The organism is Streptomyces atroolivaceus, assembly GCF_000717025.1.
Classification (GTDB): domain Bacteria; phylum Actinomycetota; class Actinomycetes; order Streptomycetales; family Streptomycetaceae; genus Streptomyces; species Streptomyces atroolivaceus.
In genome coordinates, this window is the sequence record NZ_JNXG01000018.1 from 38654 (window position 1) to 58017 (window position 19364).

Below are 19364 nucleotides of genomic sequence, written 5' to 3' on the forward strand. Positions count from 1 at the left end.
GTCCCGCTCGGCGGCGTCCGCCCCGACGGTCACGGCGCCCCGCCCACGTGCGTGGGGTGCCGTAACCGGGGGCCGGGGAGGCACGGAAACGCCCGGCCGCCCCGGGGTGCATCAGCACGCGGGCACGGCGATCCGCACACGACTGCTTCCGCCGTCGGAAAGGAACGAGGCCAGTTCGCTCCCCTGCTCGGCGACGCTGTCGCGGTCGGGCCGGGAGAGGCCGCGCAGCGGGGTCACCACCACGGTGCCCACGTCCACACTCCAGGTCGCGGCGACCCGGCCGTCGACCAGTACGACGCGCTCGCCGGCGACCGAGAGACCGCGGTGGGCGTCGTCGATGATCCGGCCGCGGTCGTGGTAGCCGAGGATGGCGTTGTCGAACGCCGGGAGGAACCGCACAGGTGCGGGCGTTCCGGGGTCGGGGCGTGGTGCGCCGGGGAGGTCGAGCAGTTCGCGGCCGCGCTCGTCCCGGAAGGAGACGAGTTCCTCGCGCAGCGCCTTCACCGCTGCCGGGAGCCCGGCCAGGCCGCACCACGCGCGCAGGTCCGCCGATGCCGCAGGCCCGAAGGCGGCCAGGTAGCGGCGTACCAAGGTCTGGCCGACCGGGTCGGAGGTGTCGAGGACCGGCGGGTCGATGCTCCGGCCCAGCCAGGAGGAGAGCAGGACGTTGCGCACCCCCGCATCGGTGCGCCACAGCCCCCGAGGCGGGGTCTGTGCGACCGGTACCAGGGCGGCGACCACCATCTCGCCCAGGGCCCGGCGTCCTGGCTTCGGCCAGCGCACGGTGAGCTCGCGTACCAACTCGGCGGCCGAGCGTGGCTTCCCGTCCGCCAGCACCGCCCGTCCGGCCTCGGCGAGTTCGTCGAGATCCGTCCCGTCGAACTCGCGGCGGTATACGCCGAGCACCCGCTGGCGCAGCATGGCGTCGTGGCGAGCCCGCCAGGCGACCGCGTCCTCGGCGGTCACCAGGTGGACGGTGCGCCGCATCAGGTGGATCCGTACCACGCTGCGCCGGACCAGCAGGTCAGACAGGGACGCCGGTTCGAACGTTCGCAACCGCGACCAGAGTCCGACGTACGGCTCCTGCGGCTCCTGCGCCTGGAGGCCGCCCAGGTGGCCGACGGCGTCGAGCACGGGCAGGCCGGCGCGATCGAGGAGCAACTGCCGGGCGAGCGTGGCGCGATTGAGTGCCCGGCTGTCGAGAACGGTCATCGTGTCACCACGGGGGCGGGGCGCCGGAGGTGGGCCGCGTTCCCGGTCCGGCCGGAATCTCGCGTGTTCACGGCGGCTGGGTTCCTTTCGGTCACGTGCATGTCCAGAACCACAGTCGCAGGGGAAGCGGACAGGGGCTGTCCGCTTCTCCGGGGGATACTGCTGACATGGCGAGGACCTCGGCGCGACTGCTGTTTCTGCTCTCCCTGCTCCAGGCGCGTCGTGACTGGCCGGGGCAGGTGCTTGCGGAGCGGTTGGAGGTGAGTCCGCGTACCGTGCGCCGTGACGTCGACCGCCTGCGTGAACTCGGTTACCCCGTAGTGGCCGCCAAGGGGCCCGACGGGGGCTACCGTCTCGACGCCGGCGCGGAACTCCCGCCGCTGCTGTTCGACGACGACCAGGCCGTCGCCCTTGCCGTCGCGCTCCGGACCGCCGCCACCACCGGTGCCGGCATCGAGGAAGCGGCGGCACGTGCGCTGAACACCGTCCGGCAGGTCATGCCGGCGCGGCTGCGCCACCGCGTCGACGCCCTCCACGTCACCGCCGTCGGACCAGCGGAGACGCAGCCCGGTCCGCAGGCGGACCCCCGCGTCCTCGTCGCGCTGAGCGAGGCCGTCCACGCCCGTGAGGTCCTGCGCTTCGACTACACCGGGGCGACTTCGGAGGCCGGGCAAAGCGACGCCGCGAAGCCGCCGCGCCGTGCCGAACCTCACCACCTCGTCACGTGGCGCGGGCGCTGGTACCTCCTGGCCTGGGACCTCGACCGCGACGACTGGCGGACCTTCCGCGCCGACCGCATCGCCCCGCGCACCCCCAGGGGGCCCCGTTTCACCCCGCGTGACGTGCCCGGGGGTGACGTCGCCGAGTTCGTGGCGGGCAGATTCCAGGGATCGGCCGGCGGCGGGGACTGGCCCTGCCGCGGAGAGGTCATCCTTGACCTGCCGGCTCCCGTCGTGTCCCGCTACAGCCGCGACGGAGTCGTCGAGGCACTCGGTCCGGACCGCTGCCGGCTCCTCCTGGGGGCGTGGTCATGGCCCGGACTGGCGGCCACGATCGGCAGGTTCGACGGCGACTTCCAGGTCGTCGGACCTGCCGAACTCAAGGACGCCTGCGCGAACCTGGCACGCCGCTACGCCGATGCCGCGACCGGCGAACCCTCAGGGATATGACCGGGCTCAGCGGGCCGGTCCCGGCTGTGCGCGGGTGCCTTCGTACGGCCGGGGCCGGCCACGGAACGCACGAGGCGTCCGCCCGGGAACCCGGACGGACGCCTTCGAGCCGCGGGACCGCCGGGCTCGGAAAGCCGGGTCAGGACTCCTCGGCGGTCCGTGCCTTCGGCGTGGTACCGGCGGCCACGGGCACCGGCTCGTCGCGCCGTGACCGGTGGGACATCCATGCGGCGACCAGGGCGCCCGAGATGTTGTGCCACACGGAGAACACCGCGGCCGGCAGAGCGGCAAGCGGGCTGAAGTGAGCAGTCGCCAGGGAGGCGGCGAGACCGGAGTTCTGCATGCCGACCTCGAAGGCCATGGCGCGGCTGGCAGGCCGGCCGAGCCCGGAGACCTTGCCCGCGCCGTAACCGAGCGCGAGGCCGAGGCCGTTGTGCAGCACGACGGCGATCAGCACGCTCACAGCGGCCGACTTGATCATACTGGCGCTGCCCGCCACGACGGCGCACACGATCGCGGCGATGGCCAGCGACGACAGCCAGGGCATGAGACCCAGCACGCGGTCGACGAACTTGCCCGCGACGAGGCGAACCACCAGCCCGCCGAGGATCGGGAGCAGCACCGTCTTGAGGATGTCGGTGATCATCGAGCCGGCGTCGACAGGCAGGTAGGCGCCCGCCAGCAGCAGTGTGAGGGGCGGCGTCACCAGCGGGGCGACCAGGGTGGAGACGGTGGCGACGGAGACCGACAGCGCCACGTCACCGCGGGCCAGGAAGGTCACCACGTTCGACGCCGTGCCGCTCGGCGCGCAGCCGACCAGGATGAGCCCGGCCGCCAACTGGGGAGGCAGCTGGAGCAGATGGGCGATGGCCCAGCCGAGGCCCGGCATGATCACGTAGTGCGCGACGAGGCCGATCGCCACGGCCCACGGACGCTTCACCACACCTCTGAAGTCGAGCGGGGTCATCGTCAGCCCCATGCAGAACATGACGATTCCCAGCAGGTACGGAACCGATCCCGTCCAGCCGTCGAACGTGCCGGGGGTGACGAGACCGGCTACGCCCGCCACGAGTACGAGCACGGGGAACACCGTGACGGCGCGCCTCGCCGCTTTGTCGTCGGAGGCCGGCTGATCAGGGCTTATCTGTTCGGTTTGCACAGGCGCGATGGAACGCCGCAGGTGTACGCCTCCGCAAACGCGTCTCGCGATGTGGACACCGTGTCCAGGATGTGTCTGCCCTGAGGGTCCTTTCCGGCGTGGCTACAGGTGTATCCCACGCCCCTGCCAACGGCTCCTCAGCCGGCGGTCGTGGCCGGCGACGACGATCGCTCCAGGGCCCGCACCCATGGCGTCCTCGAGCTCGTCGCAGAGCCGCGGGGACAGGTGGTTCGTGGGCTCGTCGAGGAGCAGCAACTCGGGCGGACGCGCCACCAGCAGGGCCAGCGCGAGCCGGCGGCGCTGACCGACGGACAGGCGTCCCACCTGCTTGCCGAGATCCGCCTCGGCCATCAGGCCGAGCGAGCTCAGCGGGACGGCTTCCGCGCGCTCGTCACCGAGCGCATGTGCGTAGGTGTCCCGGACGGTGCGGTCCGGCCGGTCGAAGACGGTGTCCTGGGCCAGCAGCCCCACCGAGAGCCCGCCCCTGCGCCGGACCTCGCCGGTGTCCGCCGTGAGGTGCCCGGCGAGCACGGCCAGAAGCGTCGACTTCCCCGCACCGTTGTCACCCGTCACGAGCAGACGCTCGGTCGCCGACACGTCGAGGCGGTCGACGGCGAGGCGGTCCCGGACCCGCACGCCTCGCAGGGAGACGAGCGTTCCGTCCCCCGACGGTCCGGCGAGCGCGTCGCGGCGGAAGCGCAGTGGCAGGGGCGGCTGGGCGACCCGGTGCCGCTCCAGTTCGTCGAGTCTGCGTGCGGCGTTACGGACCCGCCGCGAGACCTGGCTCTGTACCCGGCCCGCCCGGACGCCGTATCCCATCTTCTCGTTGTCGCGTGGTCCACGGTCCGGGGCGACGCGACGCGCGGTCGTGCCGGCCGACAGGCGCAGGGCTTCCAGCTCCTCCTGCTCCTCGGCGTAGCGCCGCTCCCAGCGCTCCCGTTCGGCGCGCTTCTCTGCCTGGTAGGCGGAGTAGTTGCCGCCGTAGCGCACAGGTCCGTCGACGGCCGGGTCGAGGTCGACCAGGTCCGTGCACACGGCGTCGAGGAAGGCCCGGTCATGGCTCGCGACGACGACGACCCCGGAGAGGCCGCGGACCTGCTCCTCCAGGAACTCGGCAGCACGGTCGTCGAGGTGGTTGGTCGGCTCGTCCAGCAGCAGCGCCGAAGGTTTGCGGACCAGAAGGGAAGCCAGGGCCAGGCGCCCGCGCTGCCCGCCGGACAGGGAGTCGAGCGCCCGGTCCCGGCCGATCCCGCCGAGGCCGAGGCCCTCGAGCACGATCGTGGCGCGGCGGTCGGCGTCCCAGGCCTCCTGTTCCTGGGCGCGCTCGAGCCGTCGGCCGTAGGCGTCGAGCAGCCCGGCGTAGTCGGGGGAATCCTCCTGTGCGCAGGCGAGTCGGCCGGAGAGGTGTTCGAGCGCGGCGAGCTCGTCGCGGACCTCTCGCAGGGCCTCGTCCAGCACGTCGGCGATCGTGGCCGCCGCGTCGAACGGCATCTCCTGGTGCAGGAAGCCCAGGTCGGCAGGGCGGGTGATGATGCCCGCGTCGGGTTCGTCGGCGCCGGCGAGCAGACGGAGCAATGTCGACTTACCGACACCGTTCTCTCCGATCAGCCCGATGCGGTGGCCGGGGGACGCGGTGAGGGAGAACCCGTCGACCACCCGCCCGGTGCCGAAGGAGCGGACGACGTCGCGTGCGAGCAGGGCTGCAGAGGGGGTGTCGGACACAGGGGTGACCTCGTGTGGCGTGCGGGCAGACGGACTTCTGCCCCGGGTGGGCACGGGAAACGGGAACGACGGGTGCCACGCGGCAACGGTGCTGTCGCGCACCGGCCGACGGGCGGTCACATCCGGGTATCACCCGGAGATGTCGTCGTCTCCCACCATGTCCTGTCTCCTCGCCGAGAGGTCGCTGTCCGGAGGGACCCTAGCAGCCGACGGCCCTCCGGTCCTGAGGTTCCGTCATCCTTGCGCCCGGTCCCTGGGCGCCGCTCGGCACGGGCGATGTGCCGTGCCGTGCCGGGCCGCGCCGAAGCGGACGCACAGGCCCGGTGCCGTGGCTGCCGTCGTCACCGCAGGTGGTGGGGGAGCGGGCCGCCACGAGCGCGGAGGCGATGACCGCGAAGGTCCTCGAAGGGCTGCGAGTCGTCCTGCGGTGAGGTGCCGACTGCTCCGTACGAGCGCTTGTGTGGGTCATGCGTGCAATGTCTCCGTGGCGGATGCGCACCGGGCGGAAGATCAGCGTTCCGCTGCCACCGAAGGCTCGTGCGCGTCAGGAGCCCTGCTCCGCACGCCCGCTCGCGTAGGTCCCGGGGATGCGGAGTACCACGCTTGCGGGCAGCGTGGGGGAGTGCCGCAGTTGCTGAGAACCCAGTGGATCCCCGTAGGCCTCATCGTGCTGGCCGTGGCGGTCGACCTGGTCACACCGCACGATGTGACGTCCGCGCCGCTCCTCATGGCGGCACCCGTCGCCGCCGCGCCGCTCTTCGGCGTGCGGGGGATCATCGGCATCGGCCTCACGGCGATGGTCGTCCACGCGTTTCTCGCGCGGCTCGACGGGACCTTCGGCTGGCGCGCGGGCGTGGCCAACCAGATCACCCTGGCGGCCGTCACCGCGCTCGCCGTGCTGATCCACCGCACGCTGCGCAGACAGGACGCCCGCGCCCGGCGCGCCCAGCACGTAGCGGCCGTCGCCCAGCGGGCCGTGCTGCCCAGGCCCCCGTCACGGCTCGGTGACCTGCACATCGACGCGCGGTACGTACCGGCCGAGAGCGAAGCCCTGATCGGCGGAGACCTGTACGTGGTGCAGAGCACCCCGTACGGAATCCGGGTGATGGTGGGCGACGTACGGGGGAAGGGCCTGGGGGCGGTCAGCGCCGTCAGCGCGGACCTCGGCGCCTTCCGGTACGCGGCGGACGAGTCCGAGGACCTTCCGCAACTGGTGACCCGGCTGGAGAGGGCTCTCCTGCGCGAGGGCGGCCGGCGCGGCGGACAGCAGCAGCAGGAGGGCTTCACGACGGCTCTCATCGCGGAGTTCTCCCCGGACCTGGAGACCGTACGCCTGGTCAACCGCGGGCATCCGCCGCCCGTACTCCTCGACGCGCAGGGCGGCGCCACACTGCTCGAGGCGTCCGAGGAGGCGCCCCCGCTGGGCATGAGCGACCTCGGAGCGTGGTCCGCGCCGCTCGACAGCTTCTCCTTCCCGGCCGGATCCACTCTGCTCTGTTTCACCGACGGGGTCACCGAGTCCCGGGACGCCGACGGGCGCTTCTACGACCCCGTCGCCCGACTGCCGCTCGTGCTGGGCAGGCGGGCGCGTTCCGGCGGGCGCCTCACGCCGGGGCAGATCCTGGACACGCTGATCCAGGACGTACGGCGCCATGCCGGCGGCCGGCCACAGGACGACCAGGCGATGCTGGCCCTGCACCGCGCCCGTGCCGGGCACGGCTCCGCGCCGCCGGACAGGTCCGCTCCGGCCGCCGCCCCGGGCTGACGGCGGGCCGGGGCGCCCAGCACCGCCATCCGCCGTACAGCGGGCGACACCTGATGTGCGGGTGGTCCCCATCCGGTCCACACTCGGACCATGCGCACCGACAGGGTCCCCCCGGGTCCCGGTTCAGGCGCGGACGACCCCTCCGCGGAACGGGGCTCCGCCAACCGGACGCTGGCTCTCGCGGCGATGCTCTTCGCCGTGTCGATGACGTTCATCGACCAGACGATCGTCTCCATCGCGGCCCCGAGCATCATCGACGAGCTCGGCCTCTCGTCCTCCGGGATGCAATGGGTCGTCAACGCCTACCTGCTCGCGCTCGCCGCCTTCTTCGCGTTCGGCGGCCGGCTGTCCGACATCATCGGCCACCGCCGGGTGATGCTGCTCGGCACCCTTCTGTTCGTCGTCTCGTCCGTGCTGTGCGGGTGCGTTCCGGCCGGCGACCTCGCTCAGACATGGCTGATCATCTTCCGCGCCACCCAAGGGCTCGGCGCGGCACTGATGTTCCCCGCCGCGCTCGCCGTGGTCATCGCCGTCTTCCCCGTGGAGAAGCGCGGCCGCGCCCTGGCGCTGTTCTTCGGTCTGTCGGGTGCGCTCACCGCGGTCGGCCCGCTGCTCGGTGGCTGGCTGACGGCCTGGACCTGGCGGGCGATCTTCTGGGTGAACGTGCCCATCGCCGTCATCGCCCTGGTCCTGGCAGCCATGGCCCACATCCCCGGGACCCGCCGGCGCGAGAAGCTCGACGTGCCCGGTGCCGTCCTGGTCGCCGCAGGCATGGGGCTCAGTGTCCTCGGATTCCAGCAGGCGTCCGCATGGGGCTGGAGCAGCGTCGCCACCTGGGCGTGCGTCGTCGGGGGGATCGTCGTCCTGGCGGTGTTCTGCCGCTACGAACTCGGGGTGGCGGAACCGCTCATCAGACTGCAGGTCTTCCGTGACCGGGCGTTCACCGTGGACACGCTCGTCCTCTTCTTCGCGATGCTGGCCTTCGTCCCGGTGTTCTTCTTCGCCTCCGTCTACGCACAGGTCTCGCTGAGCGCCTCACCGAACCAGGCCGCGCTGTACCTGTTGTACTTCTTCATCGGCTTCGGGATCGCGTCCCAGTGGGGTGGCCGGATCCTGGACCGGCGCGGGGCCCGCCCGGCGATGAAACTCGGCACGGCGCTCGGCGCGGTGGGGTTCGCACTGTGGGCGAACAAGCTGACGGACCTGTCGATGCACGACCAGTGGCCGTACGCGGCCCTCGCCGGTGCCGGTATCGGCTTCCTGCTGGCACCGGCCTCCACCGACGCGGTCAACCGGTCGATCGGCGCCTCGTACGGCGAGGTCACCGGCATCACCCAGACCGTGCGCAACTTCGCGGCCAGTATCGGGATCGCCGTCTTCGGGACGGTCCTCACGCACGTCACCACCGACAGGGTCGTGGAGACCCTCACGTCCGGGGGAGTACCGGCGGGCCCGGCGCGTGATGCCGCCCGATCGGTCGCGGAGGCCGTCACCGGGAATCCGGACGCGAGGGAACCGACCGGTGACGGCCGGACCGCCACACTGATGCGGGACTCGATGGACGCGGTCAGGCTGGATTTCGCCGAGGCCAACCAGTGGGTGTTCTACGGGATGGCCATCGCGCTCGGGATCGCCTACCTGTGCGCCCTGCGGCATCCGGGGACGCGGGTGACCGGCGACACGCCCACCGGGAGGCATGTGCGTCCGGAGCGGGGCGCCCCGGGGGACGGCGGCTGAAGAAGCGCCAGGAGCACGGCCGCCCACCCGCCCGGTCCGGCGCCTGCCGCCTCACCCGTGCGACACGGACGCCCCGCGTGTGCGGCGGCTTACGACGGGGAGGCGTGGCGTATGCACTCATGGACTCTCGACGACATGCCCGACCTCTCCGGCACCACCGCGGTGGTCACGGGCGCGAACAGCGGGATCGGAGCGGTGACCGCGCTCGCGCTGGCCCGCTCCGGAGCGCGGACCGTCCTCGCCTGCCGGGACCCCGAGCGTGGCGGGCGCGCGCTGGACGCCGTCCGACGTGCCGCGCCGGGCTCGGACACCCGGCTCGTCGGTCTCGACCTGGCGGACCTGTCCGCCGTGGCCGAGGCCGCGCGCCACATCGCCGAGGAGACCGACGGCAGGCTCGACCTGCTCGTCAACAACGCGGGAGTGATGGCCCTGCCCCTGCTGCGCACGGCCGACGGCTTCGAGACGCAGTTCGGCACCAACCACCTCGGCCACTTCGCGCTCACCCACCACCTGCTGCCCCTGCTCGGGGCGGGAGGCCTGTCGCGGGTCGTCACCGTGTCGTCACTGGCGCACCGCTTCGGCCGTATCGACTTCGGCAACCTGAACGCCGAGCGCGGCTACGACAAGTGGCGAGCCTACGCGCAGTCCAAGCTCGCCAACCTGCTCTTCACCGCGGAACTCCAGCGCCGTGCGGACGCGGCCGGCAAGCAGGTGCTCGCGCTGGCGGCCCATCCGGGCCTGTCGGCGACGGAGCTCGGACAGGCGGGCCCACGGCTGGCCGGACGCGCCTGGGCGGCGAAGCTGGAGCGGGCGACGCGGGTGTACACGCAGCCGGCGTCCGCCGGTGCGCTGCCCACGCTGTACGCGGCGACCCTGCCCGGGGCGCTCGGCGGAAGCTACTACGGCCCGCGGCTGCTGGGCGGGACCAGAGGAGGCCCCGCACCGGCACGCATGGCGGCCCGGGCCCAGGACATGACCACGGCACGGGCCCTGTGGGACGAGTCGGCGCGCCTCACCGGCACGGCCGCCGACGTCAGCTGACACAGGCCGCCCGCGGCGGCGGCCGGGTGAGGCGTGTCTCACCCGGCCGCCGCCGCTTGCTATGCAACCAGTTGCATAGAACGATCGGGGCATGGCGCTCGAACACGCGATCCTCGTCTCCCTGCTGGAGCAGCCGGGCTCAGGCTATGAGCTCGCCCGGCGGTTCGAGCGGTCCATCGGGTACTTCTGGACCGCCACGCACCAGCAGATCTACCGCGTACTCAAGCGCATGGAGAGTGACGGCCTGCTCGACGTCCGCGACGTGCCGCAGGAGCGCCGGCCGGACAAGAAGGAGTACTCCGTCGCCGCCCCCGGCCGCGCCGCCCTCTCCGGCTGGCTGCACGAACCGATCGAACCCGAGAGCCTCCGCCACGATCTCGCGGTCAAGATCCGTGGTGCGGCCTTCGACGACCCGGCCGCGCTGCTCCACGAGGTCGAGCGGCACCACCGGGTGCACAGCGACCGGCTCGCGCACTACCTCGCCGGGGAACTGCGTGACTTCACCGGCCCCGGTGCCCCCGCGCCGCTCGACGCGGGTCAGGAGCTGCAGCACGTCGTGCTGCGCGGCGGCATCGCGTACGAGCGCATGACGGTCGTCTGGCTCGACGACGTACTCGCCACCCTCCGCCGGCTCGGAGCGACCGGCCCCCACATCTGAAGCATCCTGCATCCTCCCGCCCGTAATCCCTCGGAAGGCGTACCACCATGGCAGACCCGCTGCTGTTCAACCCGCGTACCTACGACCCGTCGCACTTCGACCCCGAGACCCGCAGGCTGCTGCGCGCCACCGTCGACTGGTTCGAGGAGCGCGGCAAGCGGCAGCTCATCGAGGACTACCGTTCCCGCGCCTGGCTGGGGGAGTTCCTCGAGTTCGCCGCGGAGGAAGGCCTGTTCGCCACCTTCCTCACCCCCGCCGCCGCCGCGCAGCGGGAGGACCAGCGCTGGGACACGGCCCGGATCGCCGCGCTCAACGAGATCTTCGGGTTCTACGGACTCGACTACTGGTACGCCTGGCAGGTGACCATCCTCGGCCTCGGCCCGGTCTGGCAGAGCGACAACGCCGCCGCCCGCAGCCGTGCGGCCGGTCTGCTCTCCCAGGGCGAGGTGTTCGCCTTCGGCCTGTCGGAGAAGTCGCACGGCGCCGACATCTACTCCACGGACATGCTTCTGGAACCGGATGGCGACGGCGGTTTCCAGGCGACCGGTTCCAAGTACTACATAGGCAACGGCAACGCAGCCGGTCTCGTCTCCGTCTTCGGCCGGCGCACCGACGTCGAAGGCCCGGACGGCTACGTCTTCTTCGCGGCCGACAGCCGTCACCCCGCCTACCACCTCGTGAAGAACGTCGTCGACTCCTCCAAGTACGTCAGCGAGTTCCGTCTCGACGGCTACCCGGTCGGCCCCGACGACGTCCTGCACACCGGCCGCGCCGCTTTCGACGCCGCCCTCAACACCGTCAACGTGGGCAAGTTCAACCTCTGCACCGCCTCGATCGGCATCTGCGAGCACGCGATGTACGAGGCCGTCACCCACGCGCACAACCGGGTCCTCTACGGCCGCCCGGTGACAGCGTTCCCGCACGTCCGCCGTGAGCTGACCGACGCCTACGTCCGGCTCGTCGGCATGAAGCTGTTCAGCGACCGCGCCGTCGACTACTTCCGTTCGGCGGGACCGGACGACCGGCGGTACCTGCTGTTCAACCCGATGACGAAGATGAAGGTGACCACGGAGGGCGAGAAGGTCATCGACCTGATGTGGGACGTGATCGCCGCCAAGGGATTCGAGAAGGACACGTACTTCGCCCAGGCAGCCGTGGAGATCCGCAGTCTGCCCAAGCTGGAGGGCACGGTCCACGTCAATCTGGCTCTCATCCTGAAGTTCATGCGCAACCACCTGCTGGATCCGGCCGGGTACGAGCCGGTGCCGACGCGTCTGGACGCCGCGGACGACACCTTCCTCTTCCAGCAGGGTCCCGCCCGCGGCCTCGGCTCCGTGCGCTTCCACGACTGGCGCCCGGCCTTCGACGCGTACGCCGCGGTGCCCAACGTCGCCCGCTTCCGGGAGCAGGCGGACGCGCTGTGCGAGTTCGTGGCGGATGCCGCGCCCGACGAGCAGCAGAGCCGTGACCTCGACTTCCTGCTCTCCGTCGGCCAGCTCTTCGCCCTAGTGGTCCACGGGCAGCTGATCCTGGAGCAGGCCCGGCTGACCGGCCTGGACGAGGACGTGCTCGACGAGCTGTTCTCCGTACTCGTCCGCGACTTCTCCGCGAACGCCGTCGAGCTGCACGGCAAGGACTCCGCCACCGGGGAACAGCAGCGCTGGGCCCTCGCCGCGGTACGGCGTCCCGTCGTCGACGACGCCCGCGCGGCGCGGGTCTGGGAGCGTGTGGAAGCGCTGTCCGGGGCCTACGAGATGGCTCTGTAGTACCGGCCGGGAGCCCGGGCGGTCCGGCCCGCATCGCCTGCGCTGGAGGGGGCATATGGAAGGTCCGGCGGCCGGATCGGGCCGGCTGCCAGGAGGAGGAGACCATGGAAACGGTCTGGACAGGACCTGCGCGGCTGGACCGCTCGCTCGACGACGACGTGATCGGATACGGCGTGGAAGCACCGGACGGGAGCGTGGGCACCGTCATCAGACTCTCTCCGGTACCGGGCTTCGACCATCTGGTCATCGACGCGGGAGTCTGGAAGTTCGGCAGGAGCGTCGTCGTGCCCGCCGGCATGGTGACCGCCGTCGACGACGCCGAAAGGGTGATCCGGGTCAGGTGCACCAAGGACCAGATCAAGGACGCCCCGCGCTTCGAGCGTGATCAGGACACGGGCGACCTCTTCTACCTGCGGGGGCTCGGTGCGTACTACGAGTCGCTGACCGCCACCCCCGGATGAGAGCGGAACCCACCGGCGCCACCGGCTTCGGCCGGTGGCGCCGGACGGCTGTCCGGACGGGGTGACGGTCGCTATTCCGTGGCGGGGGACATCCGCGTCGGACTCGCGCGGCCGACCGGTCCCTCGCGGGAGGCAGGCCGACGGCCCTGACCTTCGTGGTTCATCCTGGACGGGCCGGTCCCCGGGAGCGGCCGGGGCCGGACGGTACGCGTCACCCTCGCGTCGCACGTGGCCGGCGGTGGCGGCGGGAAGTGGCTGCCGAGATGGCGTCTCCGTCCGGGCGGGCCTGCATCAGGTGAGGACGCGCTCCCGGAGACCCGGACGGGACCGACGCGGGCCGGTGCTCCGCATGCGCCGTGGAGCAGACCGACACGATGCCGGTCCGGGCGGCCCGGCGTGGTGCGCCGGTGCCCGGCACCGAGCTGATGACGGACGACGGCGTGGCGCCGATCATGGACCGCATCCTCTTCCGCCACGGCCGGCTGGAGGCCGCGTGTACGCGTGAGCTCGTGGCGCACGCCCTCGGCAGGCTCTGACCGGGCGGCCCGGTGTGCCGTCGGCGGCCTCAGGCTCCGGAATGTGGGCCGTCGCCCGTGTCGCCGGCGCGCACCACGTTCACCAGCGGTTCGCCGCGCTGGAGGCGGCCGATGTTGTCGGCGATCTCCGCCGCGCGGGCCGCGAAGGTGTCGGTGGTGTGGCCCGAGTTGTGGGGAGTCATGAGCACGTTGGACAGGTCGTGGAAGGGCAGCCGGCTCGGCCGGTCCGGCGGCCCGGACCACCACACGTCCAGGGCGGCGCCGCCGATGACACCGGAGCGGAGTGCCTCGTAGAGAGCCTCCTCCTGTACGACCGGCCCCCGGGCGACGTTGACCAGCAGTGAACCGGGCCCCATGGCCTTCAGCTCGGCCGGTCCGATCATGCCGCGGGTGGAGGGGCTCAGGGGGACCGTCACCACCACGATGTCCGACTCGGCGAGGAGTCCGGGCAGCCGGTCGTTGCCACCGATCCAGTCGGGCCGCAGGTCGGTGGGGACCGGCGCCGTGGGGTCGCGCCGCACGACGCGCACCCGGAGCCCGACCGCCTGGAACAGCCGGGCCACCTCGGTCCCCGTCTCTCCGAAGCCGATGATCCCGGCCCGCCGGCCGCTCAGCGTCGAGCCGAACGGGAGCCCCTGATCGACGGCCACGTTGCGCCAGTGTCCGGCGCGCAGGGCGCGATCGGCCGACAGCACGTCACGGGAGAGCATCAGCGCGGACATCAGCACGTGCTCGGCGATGGAGGGGCCGTGGTGGTGGGTGGTGGCTACCGTCACGCCGGGGCCGAGCGCGTCCAGCGGAACGCCGTCGTAGCCGGCGCCGACGACGTGCACGAGCCGCAGCCGCGCGGCGCGACGGGCATCCTCGGCACCGAGCTTCGTCCCGACGTACACCTCGACGTCCGGGAGGGCGCCGGAGATCCGGTCGGCGTCCCAGTCGCAGGCGTCCAGCCATTCGTGCCCGCCCTCCGCCCGGGACTTGAGCGGTTCGTGGAACCGGCTGAGGATGCGGTGATTGAGCATGATGCGCACGATCGGGTCACCACCGGGGGGTCTTGGCCGGGAACGAGGGGTCGAAACGGCGCATGTAGCCGGTGTCGTCGCGGTCGCGCAGCCCGCAGTCGAGGTACTGGCGGTGGAGCCGTGCGAGTGCGTCCCGGTCCAGGGTCACTCCCAGACCGGGAGCCGTCGGCACGGCGACGCTCCCTTCGCTGAACCTCAGGGCACCGGTGTCCACCACGTCCTCGTCCGGCCGCTTCCAGGGCCAGTGCGTGTCACAGGCGTAGGTCAGGCGGGGGGTGGCCGCCGCCAGGTGGGTCATCGCCGCGAGGCTGATGCCCAGGTGCGAGTTGGAGTGCATCGACATGCCCAGCCCGAAGGCCTCGCAGATCGCGGAGAGCTGCCCGCAGCGCCGCAGTCCGCCCCAGAAGTGGTGGTCGGACAGGACGATGCTCACCGCTCCCTGGGCCACGGCCGGTGCCAGGTCGTCGAAGGAGACCACGCACATGTTGGTCGCCAGTGGCGTCGGTGTGCGCCCGGCCACGGCCGCCATACCGCCGAGGCCCTCGGTGGGGTCCTCCAGGTACTGCAGGATGCCGTCCAGCTCGCGGGCGACGTACAGCGAAGTCTCCGTGCTCCAGGCCGCGTTGGGATCGAGACGCAGGGGAAGGTCCGGGAAGGCCCCGTGCAGCGCCCTGACCGCGGCGATCTCCTCATCCGGCGGGAAGACGCCTCCCTTGAGCTTGATGGACGAGAAGCCGTACGTCTCGATCATGCGGCGGGCCTGGTCGACCAGCCCCGCCGGGTCGAGAGCCGCGCCCCAGTCGTCGTCCTCCTCCCCGGGGTGCCCTGCCCACTTGTAGAAGAGGTACGCGCTGTAGGGGACCGCGGGCCGAACGGCTCCCCCCAGCAGATCGCTGACAGGCCGGCCGACGATCTTGCCCTGGATGTCCAGGCACGCGACGTCGAACGGCGCCATGATCCGGTCCACGGTGCTGCTGCCGGTGACCATCCCCGACATTCCGTCCCCGCCCGCGGTGTCGGCTCCCAGCGCACGCGTGGTGCGGGCGGTCAGGTCTTTGAGACTCCAGACGTCCATGCCGGTCAGCTCGGCGGCGGCGCGGCGCAGACGCTCCAGGTGCACCGTGCCGCCGTAGGTCTCGCCGACCCCGCTGACCCCGCCTTCCGTGGTGATCTCCACGATGGTGCGCAGCGCGTACGGCTCGTGCACACCGACCGTGTTGAGCAACGGGTGGTCCCGGAAGGCCACGGGGGTCACGGTGACATCGACGACGCGTTCGGAGGTGCGTGCCATGCAGGCCATCCTCGTTCGATGATCGACGTTCTCATCTGTGGACAGTATTTGTATGTGTGGACGCGCGGCGATGTCAATGGGCCGGCCGGGAGGCCTCCGGTACCGGGGTGAGGAGGACCCCCTCCGTCATGAAGCGCCGGAGGTTGCGCAGGGCGAGGTCGCCCATCGCCGCACGGGTCTCCCGGGTGGCGCTGGCGATGTGGGGGAGCAGAACCACCCGGTCCGACCCCAGCAGCGCCTGCGGCACGTTCGGTTCGTCGGCGAACACGTCGAGTGCCGCACCCGCGATCCGTTCCGACTCCACCGCGGCGACCAGGGCCCGCTCGTCGACGACGCTGCCCCGTGCGACATTGACCAGGTACCCCTCGGGGCCGAGTGCGTCCAGCACCGCCGCCGAGACCAGCCCTTCGGTGCCCCGCCCTCCCGCGACGGTGACGACGAGCGCGTCGCACGCTTCGGCCAGGGCCTCCGCCGTGGGCACGTGGCGGTAGCCGACTCCGGGGACCGGTGAGCGCGTGCAGTACGAGACCTCCATGCCGAAGCCGTCGAGCCGGCGTGCGACGGCCCGGCCTATTCGGCCCAGCCCGAGGATGCCCACCCGCTTGCCGCTCACCCGGGTGGCGAGCGGGAAGGGTGCGCCGTCCCAGCCGCCGGCGCGCACGTACCGGTCGGCGGCGGACATCCCGCGCATGACGTCGATCAGGGCGCCCACCGCGAGGTCGGCCACGCAGTCGGTGAGCACGTCGGGGGTGTTGCTGACGTCGATGCCCCGCGCCCGGGCCCGGACCACGTCCGTCGTCTCGTAGCCGACACCGAAGTGGACGATCGCCCCCAGTCGCGGCAGCGCGTCCATCAGGGCGTCGCCCACCCCGACCCGTGCGCTCGTCACCGCGGCCACCACGTCACTCCCGTGGTCGCGCAAGTAGCCCGCCGCGTCGGGAAGTTCCGGCAGGCGAACCGTGCGGTAGCGCGCGGACAGCTCCCTCTCGAGGCCGGGCAGAAGGGCGGACACCTGCAGGACGGTGTCCGGGGTGCTCGTCGCGGTGGATGAATTCGGCAAGGTGACACTCCAGTTTCGTCGCCGGTTCCGGTGCCCCGTGGCGCTCGACGGCGTCCGTGCGAGACCTGGCGCGGCAATGTCCGCTCTTCCGCATGTCTTGACGCTGCCGCGGCACCGGTTTAGCTTCGCGTTCACGGATACGGACCGAGTACGCAATTGTAGACAGCTCGCAGTGGTCGGACCTGTACCCCCGTGCTCGGAACGCGACACATCAGCACTTCCCCGGAGACATGTGACGATGAAGTCCTCCGTTTCATCCACCCAGCGCGCCGCTCCAGGACGGCCCCGCAAGCTGACGGCGACACTGCTGGCGGGCGCCCTGCTCACGTCCAGCGGGTGTGCCGTGGCCAACAGCGCGGGCGGCGACACCGGCCGCGCGGACGGCCGCACCCTACGGGTGGTGCTCACCCAGGAACCGCCCACCCTGGAACCCTGTGAGGCATCCCTGACGGGCACCGGCGTCGTCGTCCGGTCGAACATCACCGAACCCCTGGTCGAACGCGACCCCGCGTCCGGCGAGCTGAACCCCTTGCTGGCGACCGGCTGGGAGCGGACCGGCCCCCGCACCTGGACCTTCGACATCCGCTCCGGCGTCACCTTCCAGAACGGCGCGCCGTTCACCGCGGAGGACGCCGCGTTCTCCATCGAACGTGCGGTCAACTCCGACCTCGCCTGCAACGTGGAGGGTTACGTCTTCGGTGACGACGACCTCGAGGTGGAAGCGGCGGACGACCGGACGCTGACCGTCACCACCGAGGAGCCGGACCCCATCCTCCCGCTGCGACTGAGTTTCGTGGAGATCGTGCCCCGTACGACCGACGCCGACGCCAAGGTGCGCACGCCGATCGGTACGGGCCCCTACGCCGTCCGATCCTGGCAGCCGGGAGCGGCGATCTCCCTCAACCGCTTCGGCGACTACTGGGGCGAGGCCCCGCCCTTCGCACGGGCCCGGTACGTCTGGCGCACCGATGCCGGCGTGCGCGCTGCCATGATCGACAAGGGTGAGGCGGAGATCGCCGTGGCGCTGGACCCGATGGAAGCGGAGAAGGACACGACGGCCGCTTACCCCAACAACGAGACGACCGCCCTGCGGCTGGACGGGCGCGAGGCTCCGCTCGACGATCTGAGGGTGCGGCGGGCGATCGATCTGGCCGTGGACCGGCAGGGCATCATCGACGCCCTGCTCGGCGGTCTGGCCGACCCCGCCGGCCAACTGGTCCCGCCCGGGGTGGTGGGACACAGCGACACGATCGAACCCACGCGGCAGGACATCGCCGAAGCCCGCGCCCTGATCGAGGAAGCGTCCGCCGACGGTGTGCCCACCGACCGCCGGATCACCCTGGTCGCCCGCAACGGCATGTTCTCCGGGGTGTCGGAAACGGCGGAGGCGCTTCAGTACCAGATGGAGCGGATCGGGCTGCGCGTACGGGTCCGTATGGCCGACACCGCCACCCAGCTCCAGTACCAGCTCCGCCCACTGCCCGAGAACGTCGGCCCCATCGCCCTGCTGATCATGCACGGCAACCAGGCCGGTGACGCCGCCTTCACCACCAGCCAGTACCTCCTGAGCGATGGCCCCCAGTCCACGTTCGGCACGGAGGCTCTCGACCGGCGCATCGCCGGATCGGCGGCGCTCTCCGGCGAGGAGCGGCAGAAGGCCTATGCCGCCCTGCTCGCGGAACAGAACGAATCCGTCGTCCAGTACACCCACATCGCCCACATGAGCGGACTGCTCGGCCTGTCGTCGTCGATCCGGTACAAGCCCGACTCGGCCAGTGGAGACGAACTGAGGCTGGCCGAGGTCAGCCCGGCCGAGGGGGCGAAGGACTGACATGATCCCGTTTCTGCGCAAACGCGTACTCTCCAGCGCGGTCCCCCTGGTCTGCGTCGTCCTCGGCGTGTTCTTCCTGGCCCGGATGACAGGCAATCCCGTCGATCTCTACCTCCCCCTGAGCGCCACCCCCGAGCAGCGTGCGGAGTTCTCCGCAGCGCAGGGCTTCGACCTCTCGATCGCGGCACAGTTGTGGAACTACCTCGTCGACGCCGCGCATTTCGACTTCGGCACCTCGCTGCGCACCGGGGAGTCGGCGGGCGCGATGGTGACCGACGCCTTTCCTGTCACCCTGCAACTCGCCGGTGTGACCATGCTGCTGGCGATCACAGGTGCGTTGCTGGTCGGCAGCCTGGCCGCCTACCGGCCCAACTCCCTGATCGACAGGATCGCCAGTCTGCTGTCGATGACGGCCGCCAGCATCCCCGACTTCTGGTTCGCCATCATGGGCGTACTGGTCTTCGGTGTGAGCCTCGGGCTGCTGCCGACCTCGGGCACGATCGGCGGCCCCGAGATATGGGTGCTGCCCGTCGCGACCCTGCTGATCCGCCCGTTCGGCGTGCTGGTGCAGGTGGTTCGCGGCAGCATGGTCGCCGCGCTCTCCGCGCCCTACGTCAAGATCGCCCGGAGCAAGGGCGCCACGCCCCTGCGCGTGGTCTTCGGCCACGCGCTGCGCAACGCCGTCACGCCGGTGCTGACCGTGGCGGGCGACCTGGCGGTGGGTCTGGTCAACGGAGCGGTGATCGTCGAGACGATCTTCGGCTGGCCCGGCATCGGCAAACTCATGATCGACTCCATCCTCCAGCGTGACTTCGCGGTCCTCCAGGCGGCCGTCCTCATGACCGCCGTGACGATCTTCGCGCTGAACATCCTCGTCGACGTCTGCCACGCGCTGACCGACCCCCGAGTGCGTCAGGCGGTGCCGGCGTGAGCG

The 19364-nt window shown here is 71.6% G+C and carries 16 protein-coding genes; 10 read left to right on the top strand and 6 right to left on the bottom strand.

All coding sequences use genetic code 11. The features are described from left to right. Positions 1-111 precede the first annotated feature (111 nt). The gene (locus OO67_RS29020) at positions 112-1212 is read right to left on the bottom strand and encodes a winged helix DNA-binding domain-containing protein (protein ID WP_033304733.1); all 1101 of its coding nucleotides are present in this window, start codon (positions 1210-1212) and stop codon (positions 112-114) included. A 167-nt stretch (positions 1213-1379) separates the two neighbouring features. On the opposite strand from OO67_RS29020, the gene OO67_RS29025 reads away from it, so the two are divergent. Continuing rightward, positions 1380-2381: a helix-turn-helix transcriptional regulator gene (locus OO67_RS29025; protein WP_033304734.1), complete on the top strand. Its 1002-nt coding sequence runs from the start codon at positions 1380-1382 to the stop codon at positions 2379-2381. A gap of 139 nt (positions 2382-2520) precedes the next feature. Here OO67_RS29025 and OO67_RS29030 read toward each other — a convergent pair whose 3' ends face one another. Together OO67_RS29030 and OO67_RS29035 are read right to left on the bottom strand one after the other, a co-directional pair. Next, entirely contained in the window at positions 2521-3540 is a 1020-nt protein-coding gene (locus OO67_RS29030; protein WP_106972840.1) for a bile acid:sodium symporter family protein, read from the bottom strand. Between the two features lie 102 nt (positions 3541-3642). Then, complete coding sequence (locus OO67_RS29035) at positions 3643-5262, bottom strand: ABC-F family ATP-binding cassette domain-containing protein (RefSeq protein ID WP_033304735.1); 1620 nt, start codon at positions 5260-5262, stop codon at positions 3643-3645. Between the two features lie 622 nt (positions 5263-5884). Between OO67_RS29035 and OO67_RS29040 the strand changes: the two genes are divergently transcribed. From OO67_RS29040 to OO67_RS29070, 7 genes are all read left to right on the top strand, one after another. Beyond that, positions 5885-7027 (top strand): PP2C family protein-serine/threonine phosphatase, encoded by a 1143-nt coding sequence (locus OO67_RS29040; RefSeq protein WP_033304736.1) that lies wholly within the window; start codon positions 5885-5887, stop codon positions 7025-7027. Positions 7028-7117: 90 nt separating this feature from the next. Then, a complete protein-coding gene (locus OO67_RS29045; RefSeq protein ID WP_051709968.1) occupies positions 7118-8764 on the top strand; it encodes an MFS transporter in 1647 nt (548 codons plus the stop codon). A 111-nt stretch (positions 8765-8875) separates the two neighbouring features. Beyond that, positions 8876-9805, top strand: a complete 930-nt coding sequence (locus tag OO67_RS29050) for an oxidoreductase (protein ID WP_033304737.1) — start codon at positions 8876-8878, stop codon at positions 9803-9805. Between the two features lie 91 nt (positions 9806-9896). Beyond that, the gene (locus OO67_RS29055; RefSeq protein WP_033304738.1) at positions 9897-10463 is read left to right on the top strand and encodes a PadR family transcriptional regulator; all 567 of its coding nucleotides are present in this window, start codon (positions 9897-9899) and stop codon (positions 10461-10463) included. 47 nt (positions 10464-10510) lie between these two features. Then, positions 10511-12229 (top strand): acyl-CoA dehydrogenase family protein, encoded by a 1719-nt coding sequence (locus OO67_RS29060; protein ID WP_033304739.1) that lies wholly within the window; start codon positions 10511-10513, stop codon positions 12227-12229. Between the two features lie 104 nt (positions 12230-12333). Further along, positions 12334-12690, top strand: a complete 357-nt coding sequence (locus tag OO67_RS29065) for a hypothetical protein (protein ID WP_033304740.1) — start codon at positions 12334-12336, stop codon at positions 12688-12690. Positions 12691-13046: 356 nt separating this feature from the next. Further along, positions 13047-13226 (top strand): hypothetical protein, encoded by a 180-nt coding sequence (locus OO67_RS29070; protein ID WP_051709971.1) that lies wholly within the window; start codon positions 13047-13049, stop codon positions 13224-13226. Between the two features lie 29 nt (positions 13227-13255). Here the strand turns inward: OO67_RS29070 and OO67_RS29075 are convergent, their stop codons facing one another. The 3 genes from OO67_RS29075 to OO67_RS29085 all read right to left on the bottom strand — a co-directional run bounded on the left by OO67_RS29075 (position 13256) and on the right by OO67_RS29085 (position 16599). Beyond that, on the bottom strand, positions 13256-14248 hold the full coding sequence (locus tag OO67_RS29075) for a 2-hydroxyacid dehydrogenase (protein ID WP_033304995.1): 993 nt from the start codon (positions 14246-14248) through the stop codon (positions 13256-13258). 16 nt (positions 14249-14264) lie between these two features. After that, positions 14265-15539 (bottom strand): glucarate dehydratase family protein, encoded by a 1275-nt coding sequence (locus OO67_RS29080; protein ID WP_033304741.1) that lies wholly within the window; start codon positions 15537-15539, stop codon positions 14265-14267. Between the two features lie 73 nt (positions 15540-15612). After that, on the bottom strand, positions 15613-16599 hold the full coding sequence (locus OO67_RS29085) for a 2-hydroxyacid dehydrogenase (RefSeq protein ID WP_033304742.1): 987 nt from the start codon (positions 16597-16599) through the stop codon (positions 15613-15615). 238 nt (positions 16600-16837) lie between these two features. Between OO67_RS29085 and OO67_RS29090 the strand changes: the two genes are divergently transcribed. Together OO67_RS29090 and OO67_RS29095 are read left to right on the top strand one after the other, a co-directional pair. Then, positions 16838-18430, top strand: coding sequence for an ABC transporter substrate-binding protein (locus tag OO67_RS29090; protein WP_078598341.1), 1593 nt, complete (start codon positions 16838-16840; stop codon positions 18428-18430). A gap of 1 nt (position 18431) precedes the next feature. Beyond that, positions 18432-19361, top strand: coding sequence for an ABC transporter permease (locus OO67_RS29095; protein WP_033304743.1), 930 nt, complete (start codon positions 18432-18434; stop codon positions 19359-19361). The last annotated feature ends 3 nt before the right edge of the window (positions 19362-19364 follow it).

What these genes read in the sequence shown, in the direction of transcription:
- OO67_RS29055 (WP_033304738.1), top strand. Translation starts at nt 9,897, where the DNA reads ATGGCGCTCGAACACGCGATCCTCGTCTCCCTGCTGGAGCAGCCGGGC.
- OO67_RS29065 (WP_033304740.1), top strand. Translation starts at nt 12,334, where the DNA reads ATGGAAACGGTCTGGACAGGACCTGCGCGGCTGGACCGCTCGCTCGAC.
- OO67_RS29060 (WP_033304739.1), top strand. Translation starts at nt 10,511, where the DNA reads ATGGCAGACCCGCTGCTGTTCAACCCGCGTACCTACGACCCGTCGCAC.
- OO67_RS29080 (WP_033304741.1), bottom strand. Translation starts at nt 15,539, where the DNA reads ATGGCACGCACCTCCGAACGCGTCGTCGATGTCACCGTGACCCCCGTG.
- OO67_RS29045 (WP_051709968.1), top strand. Translation starts at nt 7,118, where the DNA reads ATGCGCACCGACAGGGTCCCCCCGGGTCCCGGTTCAGGCGCGGACGAC.
- OO67_RS29090 (WP_078598341.1), top strand. Translation starts at nt 16,838, where the DNA reads ATGAAGTCCTCCGTTTCATCCACCCAGCGCGCCGCTCCAGGACGGCCC.
- OO67_RS29095 (WP_033304743.1), top strand. Translation starts at nt 18,432, where the DNA reads ATGATCCCGTTTCTGCGCAAACGCGTACTCTCCAGCGCGGTCCCCCTG.
- OO67_RS29020 (WP_033304733.1), bottom strand. Translation starts at nt 1,212, where the DNA reads ATGACCGTTCTCGACAGCCGGGCACTCAATCGCGCCACGCTCGCCCGG.
- OO67_RS29050 (WP_033304737.1), top strand. Translation starts at nt 8,876, where the DNA reads ATGCACTCATGGACTCTCGACGACATGCCCGACCTCTCCGGCACCACC.
- OO67_RS29075 (WP_033304995.1), bottom strand. Translation starts at nt 14,248, where the DNA reads ATGCTCAATCACCGCATCCTCAGCCGGTTCCACGAACCGCTCAAGTCC.
- OO67_RS29025 (WP_033304734.1), top strand. Translation starts at nt 1,380, where the DNA reads ATGGCGAGGACCTCGGCGCGACTGCTGTTTCTGCTCTCCCTGCTCCAG.